Here is a 23,928-nt window from a genome sequence, read left to right as displayed (position 1 = left end):
TTGGCGCAGTCATCCGTTAATCCTGCCTGAAATTGGCCGGATTTTTCCGTCAGGCCGAGAACGATAGAGTTTTGCGTCGAGGACGGGCGCGGCTGGAAGGGTTTTGATGAAGACGTCACAGGTGTTTCGTTCCGGCCTTGGTGTAACGGCCATCGTTGCGGTGCTTGCCGGTCTCTCTGGCTGCCAGAGCCCGACCTACGGAACCAGCAAGAGTGCTGCCGAACAATTGGCCGACGACCTTGGAAGCGCGGTTTCCATCGGTGGCGGCGACAAGAAGAATGACGTTCGCTACAATCCGCGTCCGGGCCTCGTTGTCGCTGGGCGGGGCGGTGATCTGCCGGCCCCACAGCAGACCATGGCTGGCCGCGACAATAATCCGAACTGGATCGAAGCGCCGGAAGAAACACGCCAGCGCCTGCGCGAAGAGGCGGATGCGAACCGCGATAACCCCCGTTATGTTTCGCCGCTTGCCGTGGGCAAGGGGCAGGGCGGGCAGTTGACCGAAAGCCAGAAATGGGAGGCCTTCCGCAAGGCCAAGGAAGAAGCGAAGTCCGGCAGCACGCTCGGTTCCGGCCAGCGCCGTTTCCTCACCGACCCACCGGCCGAATACCGTCAGGTGCAGAACGCCGAGGATCTAGGCGAACCTGAGCGCGTCAAGGAGCGCCGCCGCAAGAAGGAAGCGCAGGCCAACGGCAAGCAGAATTCCGCATGGTGGAAACCCTTCCAGTAAGAGCTTGATGGCCGGGTTTTTCCGGCCATTTTCTTTTGCGGGAGAATGCGGAGACATCCTCGGGGCAAGCCCGAAGGATGACGGGAAGAAAGGTTTTCAGTCCCGCCGCGCCTTGAAGAAATCCGTTAAAATCTCCGCCGAAGCCCTCTCGCTCATCCCCGCATAGACGTCCGGCACATGGTGGCAGGTCGGAGCGCCGTAAAACTGCACGCCGCTCTCCACCGCGCCGCCCTTGGGGTCATGTGCGCCGTAATAAAGCCTGCGGATGCGCGCGAACGAAATCGCGGCCGCACACATGGTGCAGGGCTCCAGCGTCACGTAGAGATCGGCGCCGTTCAACCGTTCCTGTCCGAGTTCCTCGCAAGCCATGCGGATGGCGACGATTTCGGCATGCGCGGTGATATCGTGCAGTTCGCGTGTGCGGTTTCCGCCGCGCGAGACGATTCGCCCATCAAGCACAATAACGGCGCCGATCGGCACCTCGCCGCGCTCTCCGGCGGCTTTTGCTTCGGCCAATGCCTCGTCCATGAAACGATTTGTCCCGCTCATTGCGCGATTTCCTCTTAACCCCATCCGCACGAACTGGTAGGACGGGTTCAACCTGCGTCGCCCGAAGCAGAAGGCAACGGGCAGGATGCGACCTAAACTCAACATGATATGTCCGGCATTTCGTCGGAGACACATCACGCTTCAGGCAAACAACAAATGAGCTTTAAAGACAAGCCGAAGCGCGGCGGGCAAAAACCCTTCGAGCGCGAAATCAAACCCCGGTCCAACCCGAAGCCGAAAGCGGCAGAGGCAGCACCGGTGAAAAAAGCCCCCCGCAAACTGCCGGCGGCACCTGCCACGGTGGAAGCTGAAGGCAAGCCCGAGCGTATTTCCAAGATCCTCGCGCGCGTCGGCGTGGCATCGCGTCGCGATATCGAGCGGATGATTATGGAAGGGCGCGTCACCCTCAACGGCAAGCTTCTGGAAACCCCGGTCGTCAATGTCACCTTCGAAGACAAGATCGAGGTCGATGGCGTGCCGATCCGTGGCGTCGAGCGCACCCGCCTGTGGCTGTATCACAAGCCCGGCGGTCTGGTGACCACCAATTCCGACCCGGAAGGCCGCCCGACGGTTTTCGAAAACCTGCCGGATGATCTTCCGCGCGTGCTGTCCATCGGCCGTCTCGACATCAATACCGAAGGCCTGCTGCTGCTCACCAATGACGGTGGTCTGTCGCGTGTTCTGGAACTGCCGACCACAGGCTGGCTGCGCCGTTACCGCGTGCGCGCCCATGGCGAGATCGATCAGGCCAAGCTCGATACGCTGAAGGATGGCATTGCCGTCGATGGCGTGCTCTATGGCTCGATCGATGCGACGCTCGACCGCACACAGGGTCGCAACGTGTGGATCACCATGGGTCTGCGCGAAGGAAAGAACCGCGAAATCAAGAACGTGCTCGGCGCTCTGGGTCTCGACGTTAACCGACTGATCCGCATTTCCTACGGCCCGTTCCAGCTCGGAGATCTGGAAGAAGGCCGCGTCATCGAGGTCAAGGGGCGCATGCTGCGCGACCAGCTCGGTCCGCGCCTGATTGCCGATTCCAAGGCCAATTTTGACGCACCGATCTATGGCAACGCTGTTGATGCCGAAGAGACACCGGCCCCGGCCCGTGGCGCACGTCCCGAACGTTCGGAGCGCCCAGAGCGCAATGAACGCCCGGAACGTGCCGAACGCGCAGAGCGTGGCGACTGGTCTCGCGAAAAGCCGGCAGAACGCCGTGATGAGCGTCGCTCCGACGACCGTTTTGGCGACAAGCCGCGTGGCCCCAAGGCTGGCGGCGACCGTGGCCCGAAAAGCTTTGGCAACAAGGGTCCCGCCCGTGGCGGTTTTGCCGGTCGTGATGGCGAGGGCGAAGAACGCCCCAAGAAGCGCCCCGCACTGGGCACCAGCCGCACCGCCAATGTCTGGATGGCGCCTGGCGCCCGCCCGACCACGGATGACAGGGGCCGCAAGACCTCGGCCCGCGCCGAGGCCGAACAGCTGTTCAAGAAGCCGGGACCGGAGAACGACCGTCGCGTTGTGGTGAACCGCGTCGAAGGTGACAGCGACTGGATCCGCGCCGACAGCCCGCCGGAACCGGAACGCGGCGATCGCCGTGGCGGTTTCGGTGATCGCGGCGACCGTGGTTTTGGTGACAAATCACGCGGGGAACGCTCGTTTGGCGATAAACCTCGCGGTGAACGTTCGTTTGGTGACAAGCCGCGTGGTGACCGTCCGTTCAGCGATCGCCCGCGCGGCGACCGTCCGGCTCGCGACGGCGAGCGCTCGTTCGACAAACCCCGTGGCGAACGTTCCTTTGGCGACAAGCCCCGCGGCGAACGTTCCTTCGGTGACAAACCCCGTTTCGATCGCAAGCCCCGCGAAGAGGGTGACCGCCCCCGCGGCGAGCGCTCCTTTGGTGACAGGCCGCGTGGTGATCGCCCGGCGCGTTCGTTTGGCGGCGAGGGTCGTTCGGAACGTCCGGCCGGTGAACGCTCTTATGGGGATCGCCCGCAGGGTGATCGTCCCCGTGGTGGTAAGCCCGGTGGTTTTGGTGGCGGCAAGCCCGGTTTCGGCGGCAAGCCGTCCGGTGGTCGCGGCAAACCCGGTGGTGGTAAACCCAGCGGCGGAAAATCCTTCGGTGGCAAGCCCAGTGGCGGAAAACCCGGTGCTCCGCGTTCCGGCGGCCGCCCGGCTGGCGGCAAGCCGCGCACGCCGAGAGGATAAGGCCACGTGCGGATCGTAGGTGGTGAATTCCGTGGCCGCGCATTGGCCACTCCGAAAACGAACGATATCCGGCCGACCATCGACCGGACGCGCGAAAGCCTGTTCAACATCATCGGCCACGTTTATCCCGAGGCCATCGATCAGTGCCGCGTGCTCGATCTGTTCGCCGGCACCGGTGCGGTAGGGCTTGAAGCCCTGTCGCGCGGCTGCCGTTCGGCGCTGTTTGTCGAAAACGGCGTCGAAGGCCGTGGCCTTCTTTGGGAGAACATCGAAAGCCTCGGCCTGCATGGCCGCGCTCGCATCCTGCGGCGCGATGCCACGAAGCTTGGCACGGCGAACAATATCGAGCCGTTCCAGTTCGTCTTCGCCGACCCGCCCTATGCCAAGGGACTGGGCGAAGCGGCACTTTTCTCCGCCCATGAAGGCGGCTGGATCGCACCCGGCGCGCTTGCAATCCTGGAAGAGCGTGCCGATGTAACGGTCACGATCGATCCATGTTTCAAGCCGCTCGAAAGCCGTTCGTTCGGCGATACGCGGATAGACTTTTTCCGTTACCAGTCGGCCTGAGGATTATTCTTCGATGAACACGCGCCTCTCCATCCCGCATGCTCCGGCAGTTCAACGGGGTGGAGAGCCGAGGGTGGCCATCGCGTTCGGTGGCGGCGGTGCGCGCGGCATCTCGCATATCCAGATCATCGAAGCACTCGATGAACTCGGCATCCGCCCGGTGGCGATTGCCGGTTCCTCGATCGGCGCCATCATGGGCGCCGCTATGGCCGCCGGCATGCGCGGCCGCGAAATCCGCGATTATACGCGGGCAACAGTCGGTAACCGTCGCCTTATCGCCAATCGGCTCTGGAGCCTAGGTCCCGCCAGCATGCGTGACCGCATCGGCGGTTTTCGGCTGGGCCATTTCAATCTCGAACCGATCCTCGGCGCTTTTCTGCCCGCCGCCGTGCCGGAAAATTTCGATGCGCTGCGGATCCCGCTGAAGGTGACGGCGACGGACTATTACGGCCAGAAGGAGGTCATTCTCGAAGAGGGTGAACTGCTGCCGGCAATCGCCGCCTCCGCTGCCATTCCCGCCCTGTTCATGCCGGTGCGCGTCAACGGCCGCATCATGGTCGATGGCGGCATATTGAACCCGATCCCTTACGACCATCTCCTTGACCTTGCCGATATCGTCATCGGCGTCGATGTCGTCGGTGGCCCGGAAGGCGACGGCACGCATATGCCCAACCGCATAGACAGCCTTTTCGGCTCCAGCCAGTTGATGATGCAGGGCTGTATCGCGCTGAAACTGAAGCTGCACCCGCCGCACATTTTCCTGCGTCCCCGCGTCCATCGTTTCGGCATTCTGGATTTCCACAAGGTGGACGAGATTCTGGATGAGTCGGTCGAGATCAAGGACGAGCTGAAGCGTTCCGTGGATGCCTTATGGAAGGTGGCGGCGAGCGGGTAGGGGGTGATCTTGCAAACGTTCTGGAATGCATGCCTTGGAAAGGCTATATTCGCGGTGAACGCGTATGATCTGGAGCGGCGATGAGTATCGTTGCAGACATTTTGAAAAGGCCTGTTGCAGCACCGGGGAGTTTTCCGGAGTTGACGATATTGCTCGCGCGGATTCGGCAGGAATACGATCCGGTCGATGTTATCCTTTACGGCAGCCAAGCTCGCGGGGAGGCTACGGCCCAAAGCGACTGGGACCTGAAAGTCATAGTATCCGACGATGCCCCGGAGAGCTTGTTCGCGCCTATGCTGGGCTGGCATGTTCAGGAAGGTTCAGGTGTCTATGCCGATGTGTCCTGCGCGCGATTGTCCGATTTCCGTGCGGACCTAAGCGTTGCAAACTCGGCTGCGAGTCATATCGTTGATGACGGTATTGTTTTGAATGTCCGCTGATCTTCACATCGCAAATGCGTTGAGATTGGCCCATGAGGATATCGAGGCCGCCCGCGCGCTTTCTGCAATCGGAAACCGCAATGATGCCTATCATGCCCAACAGGCGGCAGAGAAAATCCTCATCGCCCTCCTGACTTCCGAAGGTATTCGAGCTGACCGGAAAGACGCGCATCGGCTCGATGTGCTGCAAGGGCTTCTGCCTGATGCCAATCCGTTCAAGCAGCGTTTTTCAAGTGTGCTTTTCCTGACGATCTACGCCACGACGTATCGCTACCCGAAGGATGCCGGTCGCCTTCCGGCAAAAGCGGATCAGGCTGAACTCGGTGCGGCAATGGAAACCGTAGCACAGATGCTCCATGAGGTTGCTGCTCAATTCGGTGTTGGTCTCACGGATAGCGACAAAATTCCGGTGGTATCCTCCGCACCACCGCGTCGCTGATCACCACTTCCCGATCGCCACTTTTTTCGCCTCGTCCTCCGAAATTTCCTCCCCCACGCTGCCGCGTTTCGGTTTCATCAGCGGTTCGGGCCTGACCGGCTGATTGTGCAGCATGTCGCGGCCAGCCGCGATGCCTTCGACCGCCTGCAATTGCAGCCGTTGTTCATCGCGTTTGCGTATATCGTCGCCGATCGCCTCGGCATCCGCCTCCGGCATGCCCAGCGCCTCCAGCGTTCGGCGGCCAAATAGCAGGCCAGATTCCAGCGTTTCGCGCAGTTCGTATTCGACGCCCTTGCCGCGCAGTTCGATCGTGTGGATGCGGTCATAGGAGCGCACGAAAAGGCGGGTATTGGGAAATTCCTTGGCGATCAGGTCGACGATGCGGTCGGTCGTTTCGCGTTTCTGGGTCAGCACCGCGACGATCTTCGCCTTCTCGATCCCGGCCGATTGCAGCACGTCGCGGCGTGTGCCGTCGCCGAAATAGATGCGGAAACCGAACAGCGCCGCCTGACGGATACGGTCGGGGCTGTCGTCGATCACGGTGACTGAGCGGCCGCCGGCCAGAAGAATCTGCGCCGAGATCTGGCCAAAGCGCGAAAAGCCTATGATCAGCACATCGGCCCCGGCGCCCTCGAAATCCTCTTTCAGTTCCTCGCGTTGTAACTCCTCGTCACCGATCAACCTTTTTGCCAGAAGCGAGCCGAGCGGCGTCAGCGCCATGGAAATCGTCACGCTGGCGATCAGCAGCGATGTCGCGCTCTGCGACAACAGGCCTGCGGCGGTGGCGGTGGTGAACAGCACGAAGCCGAATTCGCCCCCCTGCGGCAGCAGAAAGGCGATGCGCACCGCATCGGCATGCGAGGAGCCTCCAAGCCGCGAAATGCCATAGAGGACCGCTGCCTTCACCAGCATGAACAGCGGCACGGCGGTGAGGATGATCATCAGGTTATCGGCAATGGCCGACAGATCCAGCGACAGGCCGACGGCCATGAAGAACAGCGCCAGAAGCAGGCCGCGAAACGGCTCGACATCCGCTTCCAGTTCATGCCGGTAGGAGGATTCCGACAGCATCACGCCGGCCAGAAACGCGCCCATTGCCATCGACAAGCCCACCGCCTGCATGGCGGCCGCCGATCCGAGCACGACGAGAAGGGCAGCGGCGATCATCACCTCGCGGGCGCCGGTGCGGGCAATGATCTGGAACATCGGCGTCAAAAGGTAACGCCCAGCCAGAATGACCGCACCGATCGCGCCGATCGCCACGGCGAAATCCTGAGCAAGCGGTGTCGTGTCCTCGCCCGGCCCGGAGCCTAAAATGGTCACCAGCGCCAGTAGTGGCACGATGGCCAGATCCTGAAACAGCAGGATGGAAAAGGCGCGCTGGCCATAACGTGTATTGGTATCGCTGTTGTCCTGAAGGATCTGCAGCGCGAAGGCGGTAGAGGACAAGGCCAGGCCAAACCCGGCGATCAGCCCGCCGCGCCAGCCGGCCATGCCGGTGAGATAGGCAAGGGCGGAAAGGACCAGACCGGTGATCACAACCTGCGCCGTGCCGAGCACAAAAACGTCGCCACGCATCTGCCAAAGGCGCGAGGGTTTCAGTTCGAGCCCGATGATGAACAGCAGGAACACCACACCGAGTTCCGACACATGCAGAACCTCGCCGGCATCACTGATCGTGTGCAGGATCGGTCCGATGACGACACCGGCGGCGAGATACCCGAGCACGGTGCCGAGACCCAGCTTGCGGAACAGCGGCGCCGCCAGCACGGCGCCGCCGAGCAGAAGCAGTGTTTCGGTGAACAGGGTTTCGGGCGCGGCCATTCCGGTCTCATCATGCAGGAGTGAAGCAGGCGCATCCCAAGAAAAGCTGGTACGCCCTTGATGCGTCATGTAGTGCACAATAAATGGATTCGGAACGAAAGGCCTGCACATGTCCGCTGAAATCGATTCCGAAAATCTTCTCTCTCGCGCTTCGCAACTGATAGACCTCGCCATCAAGGCGGGTGCGGACAAGGCCGATGCCGTTGTCATCCGCTCCAGTTCCCGCTCCGTCAGTGTTCGCCTGGGCAAGGTGGAAGGCACGGAAGCATCCGAGAGCGATGATTTTGCCCTTCGGGTTTTCGTCGGCAACCGGGTCGCCAGCGTGTCGGCCAATCCCGGTTTCGATATCAAGGTTCTTGCAGATCGCGCCGTGTCCATGGCGAAAGTCTCGCCGGAAGACCCCTATGCCTGCCTCGCGGACGAGGCCAATCTGGCGCATTCCTACCCGGATCTCGAACTTTACGATCCGACCGAGGTTTCGACCGATCAGTTGCGTGATGCGGCGCTTGCTGCCGAGCAGGCAGCGCTGGATGTTTCGGGCGTCACCAATTCGTCCGGCGCCGGTGCCTCGGCAGGCGCAGGCGGTCTCGTTCTCGTCACCTCACACGGTTTTTCCGGCTCCTACATGGGCAGCCGTTTCGGCCATTCCGTCAGCGTCATCGCCGGCGAAGGCACGAAGATGGAGCGCGATTACGATTTCGACAGCCGCCTCTATTACGCCGATCTCGACGACCCGGCTCTGATCGGCCGCCGTGCCGGCGAGCGAACCGTCAAGCGCGTCAATCCGCGTCAGGTCGATACCGGCAGCAATGTCACCGTCGTCTTCGATCCGCGCATCGCGCGCGGTTTTGTCGGTCATATTGCTGGCGCCATCAACGGTGCCTCCGTCGCCCGCAAGACCAGCTTTCTGCGCGACAAGATGGGACAACAGGTTCTGAAATCCGGCCTCAACATCACCGATGATCCGCTGGTCGTGCGCGGCGGTTCCTCGCGCCCCTTCGATGGCGAAGGGGTAAAGGGCGAGCGCATGGTGATGATCGAGGACGGTGTGTTGAAACACTGGTTCCTCTCCACCTCCATCGGCCGCGAACTCGGTCTGCCCACCAATGGCCGTGGCGTGCGCGGCGGCACCTCGGTCACGCCGGCCTCCACCAATCTGGCGCTGGAACCGGGCGATATCCTGCCGGAAGACCTGATCCGCCAGATCGGCAACGGTTTTTACGTGACCGAGCTGATCGGCCAGGGTGTCAACATGATCACCGGCGAATATTCGCGCGGCGCCACCGGTTTCTGGATCGAGAATGGCGAACTGACCTTCGCCGTCTCGGAAGTCACCATCGCCTCCAATCTGAAAGACATGTTCATGCGGCTGACGCCGGCCAGCGATATCGACCGCAAGTTCGGTGTCGCCTCGCCGACGATTGCCATCGAGGGCATGACGCTGGCCGGACGCTAAAGATGATGGAAGACCGGCGCTGGCAAAAAGACCTCGACCTTATCCGCGATGCCGCAAGGCAGGCGGGGGAGGTCGCGCTCGGCTTTTTCGGTCAGTCGCCGGAGGTCTGGTGGAAGAACGAGGGCCAGTCTCCCGTCAGCGCCGCCGATTTCGCCGCCAATGATCGCCTGTTGAGCGTGCTGAGGGCGGCCCGGCCCGATTACGGCTGGCTGTCGGAGGAAAACGACGACGACCACGCCCGATTGTCGGCCGACACCGTGTTCGTGGTCGATCCGATCGATGGCACGCGCGGCTTTATCCAGGGCGCCACCAACTGGTGCGTCAGCGTCGCCGTCGTGCACAAGGGAGCGCCGGTAGCGGGTGTGCTTTTCGCCCCGGCTCTGGGGGAAGAGTTTTACGCCGCCATCGATGGTCCGGCGCTGAAAAACGGCAAAACCATCTCTGTTGCCGAACACCGCCCGGACGATGTGCTGAACATTGCCGCCTCGGCGGAAATGGTCAACAAGTTCGAGCCGGAATACCGCAAGCTGCTCAGCCGCGTAAAACACGTGCCGTCACTGGCTTATCGGCTGGCCATGGTGGCGGATGGTCGAATCGATGGCACGCTGGTGGCGCGTAACTCGCATGACTGGGATCTGGCCGCGGCCGACCTGATCCTTTTCCGGGCAGGTGGCAGCCTCGTTGAGACGGATGGCAGCCGCCTCGTTTACAATCGCGAAACCGTGAAGCACGCCACTCTCTTTGCCGGTGGCGAATCGGTTATCAAAAGCCTGCTGCGTCAAGCCCATTCGGGTTGACCTTTGGGGTGAAATCCCTCAATGACAGCCAAATAAGGCAGGCCATCCGGCCGACACATATTGAGAGATCGACATGACTGAAACAACCGACAAGAAACAGCTTCTGCATCTCGTTTTCGGGGGCGAACTGTCCGACCTCACCGATGTGCAGTTCCGCGATCTGTCGGCACTCGATATCGTCGGCATCTTCCCGGATTACGCCTCGGCGCTGACGGCCTGGAAGGCGAAGGCACAGCAGACCGTCGACAACGCCCATATGCGCTATTTCATCGTGCATATGCATCGTCTTCTCGACCCCAAGGCGACCGGCCTCTGATACTGTTGTTGCAGTCGGAACCGATAGCTGTGACTATCGGTTCTTGTACTGCAGCCCCCCTTTTTTTGACGTATTTGTAAAGCAGAACGCGGGCGTTATAAGCAGTATATGCTAGGGGTCGGGCAATTGTCATTGAAAGCAACGGATCAGGGGATGATGCGATGAGCAAAGGCTTGGCGCGCATCGCTTTGACGGGATACCGCGTTGCCGGTGTCCTCGCCTATCCGTTGACGGGCAGTTATCTCACCTGGCGCGCCTTCAAGGGCAAGGAAGACCGCCAGCGCCGGCTGGAACGTTTCGGTTATGCCAGCCAGCCGCGCCCGTTCGGGCCGCTTGTCTGGATGCATGCCGCAAGTGTGGGCGAAACGCTCGCCGTCATTCCGCTGATCCGCGAATTCGGCCGCCGCGGCATCCATATCCTGCTGACGACCGGCACGGTCACCTCTGCAGCGCTGGTGGAAAACCGCCTCGGCAACGAGGTCATCCATCAATATGTGCCGCTCGACGTCAAATTTTCCATCAAGCGTTTCATCCGTTATTGGCGTCCCGATGTGGCGATCACGGCAGAGTCGGAAATCTGGCCGACCACGATCGCCGAACTCAATCGCCGCCACATTCCGCAGATCCGCGTCAATGCCCGCATTTCTGATCGCTCCTTCGATCGCTGGAAGGGGTTTGGCGGTATTGCCGAACAGCTTTTCGGCAAGATGGCGCTGGTCGTTGCCCGTTCCGATGTCGATGCCGAACGGTTCCGCGATCTCGGCGCATGGCCGGTCACGGTCTCGGGCAATCTGAAGGGCGACACGGATCCGCCGCCGGCCGATCCGGCTGTGGTCGACAGCTATCTGGCACAGATCGGCAACCGCAAGACATGGGCCGCCATCTGCACGTTCGACGGTGAGGAAACCGCCGCAGCCACCGTTCACCGTGCGCTGAAACCCCGCAATGACCAGCTCACCATCATCGTGCCGCGCCATCCCGAACGTGGCGATGTTATCGAGGCCATGCTTGTCGAGCAGGGGCTGAAGGTTGTCCGCCGTTCGCGGGGTGATGCCATCACGCCGGATACGGATATCTTCCTCGGTGACAGCATCGGTGAAATGGGCATGTATCTGCGCCTTACCGAAGTCTCCTTCGTCGGCCGCTCGCTGACGGCCGAAGGTGGCCAGAACCCGATCGAGTCAGCCATGCTCGGCTGCGCGGTTCTCTCCGGTAGCAATGTCCAGAATTTCCGGGAAACCTATCAGCAGCTCATCCGCAAGGGTGGCGCGCGCATGATCCGCGATACCGAAATGCTGGCCAAGGCCGTGCATTATCTGCTGACCAACGATATCGCCCGCCGCAACATGATCGATGCCGGTCAGGAAGCCATTCAGGACATGCGTGGCGCGCTGTCGGCCACCGTAAAGGCACTGGAACCCTATATCAATCCGCTCGCCGTTTCAGCCGCCCTGCAACCGAAGACCGCAGCGCAATAATGACCAATCCCGATTTTTCCGTCATCAAGGCCATCCTGTTCGACAAGGACGGCACGCTTTTGCGTTATGACGAAAGCTGGGGCCCGGTAAACCGCGAGGCCGCCCGTATCGCCGCCGCCGGTGATGCGGTTCTGGAAGCAAAACTTCTCGATGTCGGCGGCATGGATGATGTGTCCGGCCACACCCGCGCCGACAGTCTGTTTGCGGCCGGAAGTGCCGCAGATATCGCCCGTGGCCTTGTTGCCGCCGGCTCAAAGCTGGATACGGACGATCTGACACTAAAGCTGGATGCGCTGTTTTTGCGCGCCGCCGACTATTCTGTGCCGGCCGCCGAGCTCGCCGGCTTTTTCGGTCGTCTGAAGGCACGTGGTTTCAAGCTCGGCGTGGCTTCAAGCGATAACGAAGCCGCCATCCGTGCAACGGCGGATCGGTTCGACTTTGCGCAATATCTCGATTTCGTCGCAGGTTATGACAGCGGCCATGGTGTGAAACCGGAGCCGGGCATGCTCTTGGCCTTCGCTCGCGCTGTTGGCTTTGAGCCACGACAAGTTGCCATGGTGGGTGACAACAAACACGACATGCATGTCGGCCTGTCTGCGGGGGCGGGTTTGAAGATCGCGGTTCTCACCGGCACCGGCACGACCGAAACCTTGTCGCCACTCGCCGATCTTGTGCTTGCGGATATTACCCTGATTGAAGATCTTTTGCCGTGAAACCTTGCCTTTTCGACGGTTCTGCCGTTTCTAGCCGCAAGTAGACAAGAACAGAGACTTCAAAAATGGTTTCCGAAGCGCCGCCCTTCTGGTGGACAAAGGCCGATTGGCGCGCCTGGGGTCTCTCCCCGATTTCCTATCTCTATGGCCGTATCGCCGGCAGCCGCATGCGCAAGGCAAAACGCGGCAGCGTTCCCATTCCGGTCATCTGCATCGGCAATTTCACCGTCGGCGGTGCCGGCAAGACGCCGACCGCCATTGCCATTGCCCGTGCCGTGACTGCCCGTGGCCTCAAACCCGGTTTCCTCAGCCGTGGTTACGGCGGCTCGCTCGATGTCGTCACGGTGGTCGACCCTCATCACCACCGTGCCGATGCGGTGGGGGATGAGGCGCTGCTTCTGGCGCGCGAAGCGATGACGGTGATTTCCCGTCGCCGTGTCGATGGCGCGAAAAGGCTGGTCTCGGAAGGGGCCGATATCATCATCATGGATGACGGTTTCCAGAGCGCCAGGCTGGAGCTGGATTTCGCGCTTGTGGTGATCGACAGCAATCGCGGCATCGGCAACGGCCATCTCGTGCCCGGCGGCCCGGTGCGTGCGCCGATACCCGAACAGATGCATCAGCTTTCGGCCATATTGAAAGTCGGCAACGGCCCGGCGGCGGATGCGCTGGTCCGGCAGGCGGCACGCGCCGGCAAGCAGATCCATGTGGCATCGGTCGTGCCAAGGCCGGACCCGTCACTGGTCAACCGGCATGTATTCGCTTATGTCGGCATTGCCGATCCGGAAAAATTCTATCGCACGCTGACAACCCTCGGCGCTGCCATCGTCGAGCGCCGCGCCTTCCCGGATCATCATTATTTCACGCAGGACGAGATCGACGACCTTCTGAAGGACGCCGCGAAACAGGATCTGCTGCCGGTGACGACATCCAAGGACGCCGTGCGGCTCGCCGGTCATGCCGGCAAGGCGCAGGAACTGGCACAAAAAACCACCGTGGTGGAAATCGACATGGTGTTCGACGACCCGCATGGGCCGGATCACATTATCGACGCCGCGATCGCCCATTGCCGCCAGCGGTTGCTGAAGTCGAAATAATCAGGCGCGTTTCTGGTTGGGCAGGATGCCGGCGCGTTTGTCGGCTTCCAGCGAGGCGGCGCAATCGGCATAGGGTTCCTGCCGGGCAACGCTCCAGTAGCGCAGCTCGTCGAGCGGAATATTGGCGCCGGTCATGGCGCAGACGACGAAGGAACCGGATGTGATGATCTGGTAATCGCCGTCAAGATAACGAAGCTTTGCCTCACGGAAGCTGGCGCCTTCAAAACGGTTCATCCTGCGTCTCCTGCCAAAAATTCTCGATCCGAAAATCATGGGTTTGTGATTACCGCGAAGGTGGGGGGATGGGAAGAGGGAAGGCAAGTGTTCGTTCATGGTGTCGAGGCCGAGATGCTCGCTCTTTTATCTTCTCCCCAGCGGGGAGAAGGTGGCCCGAAGGGCCGGATGAGGGGGGCAAAGCCACATAAACAGGGTGCCGTGTCGCCCCCTCATCGCCTTGCTGACGCTCCGGCACTTCTCCCCGACGGGAAGAAGATATTTGTGGCACTGTTGTGCCCTCAACTGCGCCCGAACAACCTTTCGATATCCGTCAGCTTCAATTCGATATAGGTCGGCCGTCCATGGTTGCACTGGCCCGATCCCGGTGTGGCTTCCATCTCCCGCAACAGCGCATTCATCTCTTCCGGTTTCAGGCGGCGGCCGGAGCGCACCGAGCCATGGCAGGCCATGGTGGCCGCCACATGTTCCAGCCGGCCCTTCAGCCCGCCCGCCGTATTCCATTCCGCCACTTCGTCGGCCAGATCGCGGATCAGGTCGGAGGCGTCGACTTCGCCCAGCATGGCCGGCGTTTCGCGCACGGCAATCGCACCGGGGCCAAACCGTTCGATCGCCAGGCCCAGTCGGTCCAGCGCGTCGGCATGCACCATCAGCCGGTCGCAATCCTCTTCGGCCAAATCGATGATTTCGGGGATCAACAGAACCTGCGAAGGCAACCGGTCGGCATCCAGCGCCTTGCGCATCGCCTCGAAGACAAGCCGTTCATGTGCGGCGTGCTGGTCGACGATGACGAGCCCGTTCTCCGTCTGCGCGACGATATAGTTTTCATGCAGCTGCGCCCGCGCAGCGCCCAGACGATGACGGATCGGTTCATCCGCCACTGCCGGCGCGTCGAAGCGTTCGGCCCGCGCGCTCGGCGTGGTCATGGTATCGAAACCGGTCTGGCGTTCGGCAAAACCCTGCTGGAACGGTCGCGACGGCGAAGTTGCGGCACTCCACGGCTGGCTCGGCGCGGAGGCATAACGCGAGGCCGACCAGCCGCCGCCGAAACCGCTGCTCGGCGATGGCGACGCGCCTTCCAGCTGGCCCGGCTGCGGATAGGACGGTTGATAACCGCCCGGTGCTTCCGGCCGGAAGGCGCGCAGTAACCCGCTTGCCCCGGTCGTCGCCGCCCGGTCGCCCTCGCGCGCCAGTGCCTGCCGGATCGCGCCGACGATCAGCCCGCGCACAAGGCCGGGATCGCGGAAACGCACGTCGGACTTGGCCGGATGCACGTTGACATCCACCAGCGCCGGATCGAGCCCGATGGACAGTACCGCAATCGGATAACGCCCGGACGGAATGGTTTCGGCATAGGCGCCACGGATGGCCGAGAGGAGCAGCTTGTCCTGCACCGGACGGCCGTTGACGAACATGTACTGATGGCCGGAATTGCCGCGGTTGAAGGTCGGCACGCCGGCAAAACCGGTGAGAGTCACGTCCTCGCGTGCCGCATCGATCTCGATGGCGTTGTCCTTGAACTCGGCGCCCAATATCTGCGCCATGCGGGCAAGGTGGTCGTCGCCGGTGGCCGGCAGTTCCAGCGTCGAACGGTCTGGACCAGACAGCACGAAGCGCACCTTTGGAAAGGCGATGGCCATACGTTTGACCACTTCGGTGATCGCGCCGGCTTCGGCCTTTTCGGTTTTTAGAAATTTCAGGCGGGCGGGGGTGGCGAAAAAGATGTCGCGCACCTCGACCACCGTGCCGGGATTGGCGGCGGCCGGTTTGACCGGCGATGTCTTGCCGCCGACAACGCTCACCTCATAACCTTCCGACGCGCCCTGCTGGCGGCTGGTAATTGTCAGCCGTGCCACGGACCCGATCGATGGCAGCGCCTCGCCGCGAAAACCGAGCGTGCGGATATCGTCGAGATGGACGTCGATCTTGGAAGTGCAATGGCGGCGCACGGCAAGCTCCAGATCGGCCGCATTCATGCCCGATCCGTTGTCGGTGATGCGCATCAGGCTTTTGCCGCCACCGGCGGTGGCGATCTCGATACGGGTGGCGCCGGCATCGATGGCGTTTTCGATCAGTTCCTTGGCGGCACTGGCCGGGCGTTCGATGACCTCGCCGGCGGCGATCTGGTTGATCAGCGTTTCTGAAAGAAGTTTGACTGGCATGGTGCCATTTTCCCGGATTCGAGCCGCGCTGCATAGGGGCAAGCCTTAACGGAGGGTAGAAATCCGACGATTAATTCGACTTTAAGACAAAAGCGCTAGGTCTGGGCCGGGTGTAATGCCTGCCGTTCTCTTTCCCGAGGCCTTCGACCGAAGGGGAAGCCCGAACCTGAACCGCCGATACACGATCCATCAGGATCGTCATGATCGCGCAGAGAGGCAAGGGCGCAGATGATCGACAGGTTCTGCGTTCCGGCCTTTGCCGGAGCGTGTATGGGGTGCAGGAGTCGTTTTGATGAATGATTTGACGTCCAAGGACGCAAACATTCAATTCGCCATGATGGACGTCGTTTCCGATGCAATTTCGGGCGCGTTTATTCTCTATGACCGCAACGACCTCATTCTGTTTGTCAGCCCGCAATTGCGCAATTTTTTCCCGAACAACATGCCCGTCGCCGGCGGTCGCATGCGGGATTTCTTCGGCTCCATCTACGATGCCGGCAGGCTTGCCGGGCGCGATGCCTTGTCACGGCCGCACCGCTCGCATCTGCCGCGCGAGGATTGGGTGGCCGAGCAGATCGCAACATTGTGGAAGGAACGCTCGGAAACGCTGGACCGCTGCGGGCCGGAGCGCTGGATCTCCTACAACAAGCGCCGCCTGTCGTCGGGTTATGGCATCTGTATCGTCCGCGACGTGTCGGAAACCAAGAAGCGCGAGGACCAGTGGCGTGCCGATCTGGAGCGCGTGCAGGTCACCGAGGATATCCTCGACAATCTGCCGGTGCCGATCCTCGTCAAGGACCGCAATTTCCAGTTCGTCGCCGTCAACAAGGCCGCCTGCGATCTCTATGGTCTGCCGGCCACCGCCATTCTCGGTCGCCGCCTGTCCGACCTGCACAAGAACGATTTCGTCGAGCGGCTGGATGATCCCGCCCGTCAGGTCATGGAAACCGGTGCGGCACTGGTTACGCCGGAACAGATGATCCGCGCCGACGGTCGCGAAGCTTCGATCGTCACAAGCCGTTACCGCATCGGAAAACCGGGCCGGTATTTCGTCGTGTCGGTCATCAACGATATTTCCGCCCTTGCCGAGGCCGAGTTTGCAGCGCCGGAAGGCGAACCGGTGCCAAGCCTGGATTTCTCCGTTTCCGGCATCAGTGACGAAGCTGCTGCAGCTGCCCTGCCGCCAGTCCCTGCCGCAAGCCGTATTCTGCTGGTAACGGCCAATGACGCGCTGGCATCGGATACGCTTGATACCCTGCGGGCCTCCGGCCTCGATTGTTCGCGTGTGGTCGATGTCGCGGAGCTGGAAATCTTTCTCGACATCGCAGCCGAAGCAAATGTTGGTGTCGATCTGGTTTTGTGCGAACCAGCCATTCGGGCAGATGCCGCCAGGGTGACGAAGGCATACGGCATCGCCGTTCTGGCGCTTGGACCTGCAATTTTGCTCGGTGACCTGATGCCGGCGCTCAGCCGTCATTTCGCCGAGCGCCCGCAGGGGCTGGACGAACTGGCTGATGATGGTGATGCCGGCGACGACTGGCAGATCGAAGGCCAGTCCTTGATCGACGTGCTCGTCGCCGAAGACAACGCCGTCAACCAGATCGTCTTTTCACAAATCCTCGAAGGCCTGGGTTATCGGTACGTCATCGCCACCGATGGCGAGGAAGCGGTGCGGATCTGGCAGGAGCAGCGGCCACGCGCCGTGCTGATGGATATCACGCTGCCGACGCTGAACGGTTTCGAGGCGACACGTCGCATCCGCGAGCTGGAGGGCAGTGCCAATGCCACGGTTGTCATCGGCGTGTTGCAACCAGCCTTCGAAAACGACCGCGAACAATGCCAGCAGGCCGGCATGGATGCGGTCATCATCAAGCCGGTCAGCAGCGATGCTGTCGAAGCCGTGTTCAATGCTCTCGGTCTGGGGCAACGAGCCGATGACGAAAACCCGGATATTCTCGCTGTTTGATCAGCCGTGCATGCGCACGCTACGGTTTTCTTAATCTTTTCGTCTCATCCTCCTTTCTGCCTAAAGGTGATACGGGATCATGAAATGAAATTGGCAGGCGCCCAGTTGCCTCAGGTCAGCCAGAACGAGTTGCAGGCCATGGCCTATAGCGATCCGTTGACGGGCCTCGGCAATCGTTACCGGATGCGCGACAAGGTGCGCATGCTGGCGGCTGAGCGCGCCGATGATCCTGCCCCTTTTGCCATCTGCATCGCCAATCTCGACGGTTTCAAACCGATCAACGACCTTTTTGGTGCCGAAGCGGGCGACGAAATCCTCTGTCAGGTAGGGCATCGCCTCAAGGCCTGCATTCCGGATGGCGCCACTGTCACCCGTCATGACGGCGACGAATTCGCCTTCGTGTTTCCGCTGGTCTTCGAAAAGAACGGTGCCGAGCGCATCGGCCAGATGATCAAGGACGTGCTTTCGGCCCCTTACGATCTCGGCGACCGCAATGTGCGCCTATCCTCCTCCTTCGGTTTTGCCATCTATCCCTTTGCCGGCGAGGAGTTCGAGGACCTCCTGAAAAGCGCCGAGACCGCGCTTTATCGCTCCAAACGTCGCGGCCGCGGCCAGATTACCGTCTATTCCCAGGAAATCGCGCAGGAGATGAAACGCGCCACGCAGCTGGAGCAGGCGCTGCGCAATGCCATCATCGCCGATGCGGTAGACGTGCATTTTCAGCCGATCGTGCGCCTGCGCGATGGCGCCGTCCTCGGTTTCGAGGCCTTGGCCCGCTGGATCGATCCCGATCTCGGTTTTGTGTCTCCCGCCGCTTTCGTGCCTTTGGCCGAAGAGCGCGGCTTTATCGATGCGCTGTCGGAAACGCTGCTGCGCAAGGCGGCGGAAGCGGCGCTATCATGGCCGCGCGAACTGTTTCTGTCCTTCAATCTGTCCTCGGCACAGCTGATGGACCCGAGCACGGCACAAAACATGCTGGCGACACTCGCCCGCGTCGGTCTCGATCCCAACCGCGTCGAACTGGAAATCACCGAAACCGCGGTGATGACATCGGCCGATACGGCCCATCGCATCATCACCGAGCTTAGACAGGCCGGCGTACGCATCTCGCTCGACGATTTTGGCACCGGCCAGTCCAGTCTCGGACGGCTTCGCGATTTCACCTTCGACAAGGTCAAGATCGATCGCGCCTTCGTCTCGCGCATTACCACCGACCGCGCCTCCGAACACATCATCAAGGCCATCGTCGCCATGTGTGATGGCCTCGACCTGCAGGTTGTAGCAGAAGGCATCGAGGAATTGTCGGAGGCTGAGAAGCTGAAGGCGCTGGGTTGCGGCATGGGCCAGGGCTATTATTACGGCAGACCGGCGGACAGCATGGCAACGCTCAGATATCTCGAAGCACATTATCGCGAATTCGCACGTATCGAACGCGTCACCGCCTGACACGGTTTCTCCTCCCCATCACAATCTGACGCTGTGAGGATAGTTTGCGCCGCGCGCAGCACTCGCCATCATGCGCCATGTCCGTGATTATCTCTTCATCCGTGACGGTGAGGGGAGAATGGCATGCCCGTGTCCAACGATCCGCTGCTTCAGCCTTTTCAGTTGAAACATCTGACCCTCAAGAACCGGGTGATGTCCACCGCGCATGAACCGGCCTATTCCGAAGGCGGCATGCCGACCGACCGCTATCGGCTTTATCATCGCGAAAAGGCAAAGGGCGGCATAGCGCTCACCATGACGGCCGGTTCCGCCATCGTCTCGCGCGACAGCCCGCCCGCCTTCGGCAACCTGCATGCCTATCGCGACGAGATCGTGCCGTGGATGAAAAAGCTGGCCGACGACTGTCATGAGTACGGCACGGCCGTCATGATCCAGCTCACCCATCTCGGTCGCCGCACCAACTGGAACAAGGGCGACTGGCTGCCGGTTCTGGCTCCTTCGCCGATCCGCGAACCGGCCCATCGCTCCTTTCCGAAGGAGATCGAGGACTGGGATATCGCCCGCATCGTGTCCGATTATGCCGATGCGGCGCAGCGCATGCAGGCGGCAGGGCTGGATGGCATCGAACTGGAAGCCTATGGCCATCTCACCGATCATTTCTGGTCGCCGGCCACCAACCGGCGGCAGGATGAATATGGCGGATCGCTGGAAAACCGGCTGCGTTTCACCCACCTGATCATCGATGCCGTGCGCAAGGTCGTCGGCCCCGATTTCATCGTCGGCATCCGCATGGTGGCCGATGAGGATTGGGACAAAGGGCTGTCGAAGGAGGACGGCCTGGCGATTGCCCGATGTCTTGTCGATACGGGAAAGATCGATTTCCTAAATCTCATCCGTGGCCATCTGGAGCATGATGCGGCGTTGAATGAGGTCATCCCCATTCAGGGCATGCCGGCCTCGCCACATCTGGATTTTGCCGGAGAGGTGCGTGCGGCCACGAAATTCCCGGTCTTCCACGCCGCCCGCATCGCCGATGTCGCCACCGCCCGCCATGCCATTGCCGAGGGAAAACTCGACATGGTCGGCATGACACGCGCCCATATCGCCGATCCGCATATCGTCGCCAAGGTGATGGCGGGGGAAGAGGCGCGCATCCGCCCCTGTGTCGGCGCCACCTACTGTCTCGACCGCATCTATGAAGGCGGCGAGGCTCTCTGCATCCACAATGCCGCGACGGGCCGCGAGGCGATCATGCCGCACCGGATCGACACGGCGCAGAAGTCCCGCAATGTCGTGGTCATCGGTGCCGGTCCGGCAGGGCTGGAGGCGGCACGCGTTCTCGCCGAACGCGGCCATGCCGTCACCGTGCTGGAGGCGACGGGGGAGGCGGGCGGTCAGGTCAATCTTTTGACCCGCAATCCGCGCCGCCGCGAAATGGTCGGCATCATCGACTGGCGTTTGGCCGAACTCGACCGGCTGGGCGTGACGATTGCCTACGATACCTATGCCGAGGCGGAGGATGTTCTGGCGCTTGAGCCGGATCTGGTGATCGTCGCGACCGGCGGTCTGGCGCAGTTTCCGGAGGTCGAGGCGGGCGAGGAGCTTTTGACCTCCAGTTGGGACATTCTGGCGGGTGCGGTGAAGCCGGCCGAAACAGTGCTTTTGTTCGATGACAATGGCGGCCATCAGGGCATGAGCGCAGCCGAAGTGATTGCCCGCGCCGGTTCGGAACTGGAGGTCGTTTCGCCAGAGCGGTTCTTTGCGCCGGAAATGGGCGGCATGAACCATGTGCCCTATGCCCGCATTTTTGCCGAAAGGAACGTGCGGGTAACGATCAACACCCGTCTTTATGCGGTGCGGCGTGATGGCAATGTTCTGGTGGCGGTGCTGTCATCGGAATTTGCGCCGGATGTGCGGGTGGAACGGCGGGTGGCGCAGGTGGTGGCCGAACATGGCACCACGGCCAATGACGAGCTCTACCGGGCGCTGAAACCATTGTCGCGCAATCTGGGGGCGGTGGATTATCCGGCTTTGATCGAGCGGCGCGCGCCCCTGCCGCAGACGGTGCCGAATGCGGCATTCGATCTGATCCGCATCGGTGACGCGGTGTCGAGCCGCAACATTCATGCGTCGATCTATGATGCGTTGCGGATGTGTTCGTTGTTGTGAAGTAGGCGCGAAAAAGGGCGATGCGCAAGGCATCGCCCTTCAGATGGAACCGATAACGGGTCCCCCGGTCCAGCCTCAAGCCGTTATGGCTTGGCAGGCGTTGCCGGAGTAGTGGCGTCATCGGCCGGAGCCGCACCCGGCGCTGCGGGTGTCATGGGGGCCGGTGCGGTCGACGACGTGGTCGTTGCATCCGTGCCCGAGGTGGCGGCAGTCTGCTGTTCGGCCAGCGTCATGAATTTCGGTGCCGACTGCAGCGATTCCGCTGTCTCGGTGGTGGTCAGGCGCACGCTGTTGTCTTCACGTGTCACCGTCAGCTTGTCCATCGGAATGGCGACGTTCTTTTCACCGATACCGAGAAAACCACCGACACCGACCACGGCTGCGACAACGCCGCCGTTTTCTTCGAGGATCAGGTCGTTCACATCACCGATGCTCTTGTCTTCGGCATTGTAGATCGACTTACCCATATAATCGCTGGCGGCAACCTGGGTGGCAGCCTGTTCGGTCAGATAGGTACCGGAAGCGGCGCCGGCATCAGCAGACGTTGCAGCAGGCGCTGCCGGCTTTGCCATCGGATCGGCCGGGGTCGCCGGGGCCGACTGTTCAGCGGGAGCCGCAGGGGCCGGCGCGGTTGTCTGGGCGAATGCCGGAGCAATCGCGGTGGATGCCATCAGGGCGGCGGCTGCCATCGTGGTAAAGATCTTGCTCATATCAAACCTGCCTTTCTCTCGTTGAAGACACAGCGTTTTTTCATCTTTTCGCTGCGCCGGATCGACAGGAGAATGGCTAGAGCCGGTAATTGGTTCCGATTTTAATGACTAAAAAATAGGCGAAAACATGCGGAACAATTGCTTGCCCCGCATGTTATGCTTCTCAAGTGAAATCTACCTTTGGTAGAAAGTTCAGAGAATGTAATCCGGCTCGAAACGGCCTTTGACGGTGATGCCGAGATCGATCAGGTTGCCGGCCTTCGGGTCTGCCTTGCGGGCCTCATCGTCCATGCCCTGCCATGCCGATGTCGTCAGCAACCGGTCTGCGTCTTTGCCGAAAAAGGCCGGGCAGCTCGGCTGTTTCACCGGCACTGCATAACGCGCCAACAATGTTCCATCTGGCGCATAGCTGTCCACCACACCGGCGCCCCATCGGGCGTTCCAGATTTTTCCTTCGGCATCGCAGACGGCGCCGTCCATGCCGCCGGGCTTGCCATGGTTGTCGATCAGCACCGATGGCTCGCCGGTCGGTAGGCCTGTGGCGGCATCGAGATCTACCCGCATCAGCCTGTTGATCTTCGTGTCGACGAAATAACCGATCGTGCCATCCGGCGAAAAGCAGATAGCATTGGTGATGCTGATATTGCCGTAAAGTTTTGTCACCTTGCCCCTGGCGACATGGTAGATGGCGCCCGAACCCTCTTCGGCCTTTCGCCCCATGGTGCCGATCCAGAGCGCGCCGGACTGGTGTACGCGGCCATCATTGGAACGGTTGCCGGGTTTGTCGGCTTCCAGTTCGAGATAGGGCGAAAATTCGCCGCTCACCGTATCGCGAATGACCAGCCCCCGATCGGTCGCGATCAGCTGCCGGCCGGCATCGATGCGGGCAAGCACGCTGCCCATGAAGGGCAGTGGGTGAACGCGGGTTTCGCCCGTTTCCGTATCGAGTTCATGCAGTTCCTTGCCGACGATGTTGAACCACCAGGCCTTGCCGGTATGCGGATCGAAGGTCGGGCCTTCGCCGAGTTCACTGCCGGCGGATGAAAGCACCGAGCCCTTGAACGGGATGTTTTGCGCCGTCATGCCTCAGCCTCCCTTTTTCGCCGCGATGGCCGCATCGTAGGCGTTAATGGTCAGGCGGGCGCGTTCGCCCACGTCTTCCGCCGTCATGCCCGGTTTGTAGAGGCTGGAGCCGAGGCCGAAGGCCAGAATGTTGGCATCGACATATTCGCCGAAATTGGCATCCGACACGCCGCCGACAGCCGCGATCACCAGTTCCGGCGGCAATACGGCACGCATGGCATTGATGCCCGATGGTCCGAGCACGCTCGCCGGGAAAAATTTCAGACCCGTCGCACCGGCGCGGGCGGCGGCCAGCGCTTCCGTTGCGGTGAAGACGCCGGGAAGGGTCACCATGCCCTTGGCGCTTGCGGTTTCGATCACCGCCGGCTCGACATTCGGGCTGACCATCAGCCTGCCGCCGGCGTCATCCAGCGAATGGACCTGCTCGATGGTCAGAACGGTTCCGGCACCGATCAGCACATCGGCCGGCGCGATTTTTGCGGCCATCTCGATGGAGCGGAACGGTTCGGGCGAATTGAGCGGGATTTCGATGGCGGTAAAACCGGCCTCGATCAGCGTGCCGACCACGGCGACGGCTTCGGTGGGTTTAAGGCCGCGCAAAATGGCCACCAGCGGCCGCTGCATTTTTGGGAAGGGAACTCGGGTCATGGTC

Annotated in this window: 22 protein-coding genes; 15 read left to right on the top strand and 7 right to left on the bottom strand. The window is 61.5% G+C overall.

Features of this window, described 5'->3' with window-relative positions:
• The first annotated feature begins 106 nt into the window (after positions 1 to 106).
• On the top strand, positions 107 to 730 hold the full coding sequence (locus tag J2T09_RS00450; protein ID WP_306829892.1) for a hypothetical protein: 624 nt from the start codon (positions 107 to 109) through the stop codon (positions 728 to 730).
• 96 nt (positions 731 to 826) lie between these two features.
• Here the strand turns inward: J2T09_RS00450 and J2T09_RS00445 are convergent, their stop codons facing one another.
• Positions 827 to 1,279, bottom strand: coding sequence for a nucleoside deaminase (locus tag J2T09_RS00445; RefSeq protein ID WP_306829890.1), 453 nt, complete (start codon positions 1,277 to 1,279; stop codon positions 827 to 829).
• 156 nt (positions 1,280 to 1,435) lie between these two features.
• Between J2T09_RS00445 and J2T09_RS00440 the strand changes: the two genes are divergently transcribed.
• The 5 genes from J2T09_RS00440 (at position 1,436) to J2T09_RS00420 (ending at position 5,825) form a co-directional block, all read left to right on the top strand.
• The gene (locus J2T09_RS00440) at positions 1,436 to 3,484 is read left to right on the top strand and encodes a pseudouridine synthase (RefSeq protein ID WP_306829889.1); all 2,049 of its coding nucleotides are present in this window, start codon (positions 1,436 to 1,438) and stop codon (positions 3,482 to 3,484) included.
• Positions 3,485 to 3,490: 6 nt separating this feature from the next.
• Positions 3,491 to 4,051, top strand: coding sequence for a 16S rRNA (guanine(966)-N(2))-methyltransferase RsmD (gene rsmD, locus J2T09_RS00435; RefSeq protein ID WP_306829887.1), 561 nt, complete (start codon positions 3,491 to 3,493; stop codon positions 4,049 to 4,051).
• Between the two features lie 13 nt (positions 4,052 to 4,064).
• A complete protein-coding gene (locus J2T09_RS00430) occupies positions 4,065 to 4,946 on the top strand; it encodes a patatin-like phospholipase family protein (protein WP_306829884.1) in 882 nt (293 codons plus the stop codon).
• Between the two features lie 80 nt (positions 4,947 to 5,026).
• Entirely contained in the window at positions 5,027 to 5,386 is a 360-nt protein-coding gene (locus tag J2T09_RS00425) for a nucleotidyltransferase domain-containing protein (RefSeq protein WP_306829882.1), read from the top strand.
• Positions 5,376 to 5,825: a HEPN domain-containing protein gene (locus tag J2T09_RS00420; protein WP_306829880.1), complete on the top strand. Its 450-nt coding sequence runs from the start codon at positions 5,376 to 5,378 to the stop codon at positions 5,823 to 5,825. Before J2T09_RS00425 ends, J2T09_RS00420 begins: the two co-directional genes overlap by 11 nt.
• On the opposite strand, the gene J2T09_RS00415 is transcribed toward J2T09_RS00420, so the two are convergent.
• A complete protein-coding gene (locus tag J2T09_RS00415; protein WP_306829878.1) occupies positions 5,826 to 7,649 on the bottom strand; it encodes a monovalent cation:proton antiporter-2 (CPA2) family protein in 1,824 nt (607 codons plus the stop codon).
• Between the two features lie 109 nt (positions 7,650 to 7,758).
• Between J2T09_RS00415 and J2T09_RS00410 the strand changes: the two genes are divergently transcribed.
• The 6 genes from J2T09_RS00410 to lpxK all read left to right on the top strand — a co-directional run bounded on the left by J2T09_RS00410 (position 7,759) and on the right by lpxK (position 13,506).
• Positions 7,759 to 9,105, top strand: coding sequence for a TldD/PmbA family protein (locus J2T09_RS00410; protein WP_306829876.1), 1,347 nt, complete (start codon positions 7,759 to 7,761; stop codon positions 9,103 to 9,105).
• Positions 9,106 to 9,110: 5 nt separating this feature from the next.
• The gene (locus J2T09_RS00405) at positions 9,111 to 9,902 is read left to right on the top strand and encodes a 3'(2'),5'-bisphosphate nucleotidase CysQ (RefSeq protein WP_373458353.1); all 792 of its coding nucleotides are present in this window, start codon (positions 9,111 to 9,113) and stop codon (positions 9,900 to 9,902) included.
• A gap of 73 nt (positions 9,903 to 9,975) precedes the next feature.
• The gene (locus J2T09_RS00400; protein WP_306829872.1) at positions 9,976 to 10,218 is read left to right on the top strand and encodes a DUF4170 domain-containing protein; all 243 of its coding nucleotides are present in this window, start codon (positions 9,976 to 9,978) and stop codon (positions 10,216 to 10,218) included.
• Positions 10,219 to 10,379: 161 nt separating this feature from the next.
• A complete protein-coding gene (gene waaA / locus J2T09_RS00395) occupies positions 10,380 to 11,696 on the top strand; it encodes a lipid IV(A) 3-deoxy-D-manno-octulosonic acid transferase (RefSeq protein WP_306829869.1) in 1,317 nt (438 codons plus the stop codon).
• The gene (locus J2T09_RS00390) at positions 11,696 to 12,409 is read left to right on the top strand and encodes an HAD family hydrolase (RefSeq protein WP_306829866.1); all 714 of its coding nucleotides are present in this window, start codon (positions 11,696 to 11,698) and stop codon (positions 12,407 to 12,409) included. The genes waaA and J2T09_RS00390 overlap by 1 nt, the downstream gene beginning before the upstream one ends.
• 65 nt (positions 12,410 to 12,474) lie before the next feature.
• On the top strand, positions 12,475 to 13,506 hold the full coding sequence (lpxK, locus tag J2T09_RS00385) for a tetraacyldisaccharide 4'-kinase (RefSeq protein ID WP_306829864.1): 1,032 nt from the start codon (positions 12,475 to 12,477) through the stop codon (positions 13,504 to 13,506).
• On the opposite strand, the gene J2T09_RS00380 is transcribed toward lpxK, so the two are convergent.
• Both J2T09_RS00380 and mutL read right to left on the bottom strand, forming a co-directional pair.
• On the bottom strand, positions 13,507 to 13,740 hold the full coding sequence (locus J2T09_RS00380) for a DUF2093 domain-containing protein (RefSeq protein WP_306829863.1): 234 nt from the start codon (positions 13,738 to 13,740) through the stop codon (positions 13,507 to 13,509).
• A gap of 281 nt (positions 13,741 to 14,021) precedes the next feature.
• On the bottom strand, positions 14,022 to 15,902 hold the full coding sequence (gene mutL, locus J2T09_RS00375) for a DNA mismatch repair endonuclease MutL (protein ID WP_306829861.1): 1,881 nt from the start codon (positions 15,900 to 15,902) through the stop codon (positions 14,022 to 14,024).
• A gap of 292 nt (positions 15,903 to 16,194) precedes the next feature.
• Here mutL and J2T09_RS00370 point away from each other — a divergent pair, with 292 nt between their 5' ends.
• The 3 genes from J2T09_RS00370 to J2T09_RS00360 all read left to right on the top strand — a co-directional run bounded on the left by J2T09_RS00370 (position 16,195) and on the right by J2T09_RS00360 (position 21,483).
• Positions 16,195 to 17,868, top strand: a complete 1,674-nt coding sequence (locus tag J2T09_RS00370; RefSeq protein WP_306829858.1) for a response regulator — start codon at positions 16,195 to 16,197, stop codon at positions 17,866 to 17,868.
• Between the two features lie 84 nt (positions 17,869 to 17,952).
• The gene (locus J2T09_RS00365) at positions 17,953 to 19,314 is read left to right on the top strand and encodes a putative bifunctional diguanylate cyclase/phosphodiesterase (protein ID WP_306829857.1); all 1,362 of its coding nucleotides are present in this window, start codon (positions 17,953 to 17,955) and stop codon (positions 19,312 to 19,314) included.
• 123 nt (positions 19,315 to 19,437) lie between these two features.
• Positions 19,438 to 21,483 (top strand): NADH:flavin oxidoreductase, encoded by a 2,046-nt coding sequence (locus J2T09_RS00360; protein WP_306829855.1) that lies wholly within the window; start codon positions 19,438 to 19,440, stop codon positions 21,481 to 21,483.
• An 83-nt stretch (positions 21,484 to 21,566) separates the two neighbouring features.
• Here the strand turns inward: J2T09_RS00360 and J2T09_RS00355 are convergent, their stop codons facing one another.
• From J2T09_RS00355 to J2T09_RS00345, 3 genes are all read right to left on the bottom strand, one after another.
• Positions 21,567 to 22,193, bottom strand: coding sequence for a PRC-barrel domain-containing protein (locus J2T09_RS00355; protein ID WP_306829853.1), 627 nt, complete (start codon positions 22,191 to 22,193; stop codon positions 21,567 to 21,569).
• A gap of 192 nt (positions 22,194 to 22,385) precedes the next feature.
• Positions 22,386 to 23,276, bottom strand: coding sequence for an SMP-30/gluconolactonase/LRE family protein (locus J2T09_RS00350; protein WP_306829851.1), 891 nt, complete (start codon positions 23,274 to 23,276; stop codon positions 22,386 to 22,388).
• A 3-nt stretch (positions 23,277 to 23,279) separates the two neighbouring features.
• Positions 23,280 to 23,924 carry a 2-dehydro-3-deoxy-6-phosphogalactonate aldolase gene (locus J2T09_RS00345; protein ID WP_306829849.1) on the bottom strand — a complete coding sequence of 215 codons (645 nt, stop codon included), beginning with the start codon at positions 23,922 to 23,924 and terminating at the stop codon, positions 23,280 to 23,282.
• Between the last annotated feature and the right edge of the window lie 4 nt (positions 23,925 to 23,928).

Source organism: Neorhizobium huautlense (assembly GCF_030811685.1).
Classification (GTDB): Bacteria; Pseudomonadota; Alphaproteobacteria; order Rhizobiales; family Rhizobiaceae; genus Neorhizobium; species Neorhizobium huautlense_A.
This window is presented reverse-complemented; position numbering and strand designations above follow the sequence as displayed.

Bases quoted from the DNA above. Each gene is read 5' to 3' on its own strand.
- J2T09_RS00450 (WP_306829892.1), top strand. From the start codon at position 107: ATGAAGACGTCACAGGTGTTTCGTTCCGGCCTTGGTGTAACGGCCATC.
- J2T09_RS00445 (WP_306829890.1), bottom strand. From the start codon at position 1,279: ATGAGCGGGACAAATCGTTTCATGGACGAGGCATTGGCCGAAGCAAAA.
- J2T09_RS00440 (WP_306829889.1), top strand. From the start codon at position 1,436: ATGAGCTTTAAAGACAAGCCGAAGCGCGGCGGGCAAAAACCCTTCGAG.
- J2T09_RS00430 (WP_306829884.1), top strand. From the start codon at position 4,065: ATGAACACGCGCCTCTCCATCCCGCATGCTCCGGCAGTTCAACGGGGT.
- J2T09_RS00425 (WP_306829882.1), top strand. From the start codon at position 5,027: ATGAGTATCGTTGCAGACATTTTGAAAAGGCCTGTTGCAGCACCGGGG.
- J2T09_RS00420 (WP_306829880.1), top strand. From the start codon at position 5,376: ATGTCCGCTGATCTTCACATCGCAAATGCGTTGAGATTGGCCCATGAG.
- J2T09_RS00415 (WP_306829878.1), bottom strand. From the start codon at position 7,649: ATGGCCGCGCCCGAAACCCTGTTCACCGAAACACTGCTTCTGCTCGGC.
- J2T09_RS00410 (WP_306829876.1), top strand. From the start codon at position 7,759: ATGTCCGCTGAAATCGATTCCGAAAATCTTCTCTCTCGCGCTTCGCAA.
- J2T09_RS00405 (WP_373458353.1), top strand. From the start codon at position 9,111: ATGGAAGACCGGCGCTGGCAAAAAGACCTCGACCTTATCCGCGATGCC.
- J2T09_RS00400 (WP_306829872.1), top strand. From the start codon at position 9,976: ATGACTGAAACAACCGACAAGAAACAGCTTCTGCATCTCGTTTTCGGG.
- waaA (WP_306829869.1), top strand. From the start codon at position 10,380: ATGAGCAAAGGCTTGGCGCGCATCGCTTTGACGGGATACCGCGTTGCC.
- J2T09_RS00390 (WP_306829866.1), top strand. From the start codon at position 11,696: ATGACCAATCCCGATTTTTCCGTCATCAAGGCCATCCTGTTCGACAAG.
- lpxK (WP_306829864.1), top strand. From the start codon at position 12,475: ATGGTTTCCGAAGCGCCGCCCTTCTGGTGGACAAAGGCCGATTGGCGC.
- J2T09_RS00380 (WP_306829863.1), bottom strand. From the start codon at position 13,740: ATGAACCGTTTTGAAGGCGCCAGCTTCCGTGAGGCAAAGCTTCGTTAT.
- mutL (WP_306829861.1), bottom strand. From the start codon at position 15,902: ATGCCAGTCAAACTTCTTTCAGAAACGCTGATCAACCAGATCGCCGCC.
- J2T09_RS00370 (WP_306829858.1), top strand. From the start codon at position 16,195: ATGAATGATTTGACGTCCAAGGACGCAAACATTCAATTCGCCATGATG.
- J2T09_RS00365 (WP_306829857.1), top strand. From the start codon at position 17,953: ATGAAATTGGCAGGCGCCCAGTTGCCTCAGGTCAGCCAGAACGAGTTG.
- J2T09_RS00360 (WP_306829855.1), top strand. From the start codon at position 19,438: ATGCCCGTGTCCAACGATCCGCTGCTTCAGCCTTTTCAGTTGAAACAT.
- J2T09_RS00355 (WP_306829853.1), bottom strand. From the start codon at position 22,193: ATGAGCAAGATCTTTACCACGATGGCAGCCGCCGCCCTGATGGCATCC.
- J2T09_RS00350 (WP_306829851.1), bottom strand. From the start codon at position 23,276: ATGACGGCGCAAAACATCCCGTTCAAGGGCTCGGTGCTTTCATCCGCC.
- J2T09_RS00345 (WP_306829849.1), bottom strand. From the start codon at position 23,924: ATGACCCGAGTTCCCTTCCCAAAAATGCAGCGGCCGCTGGTGGCCATT.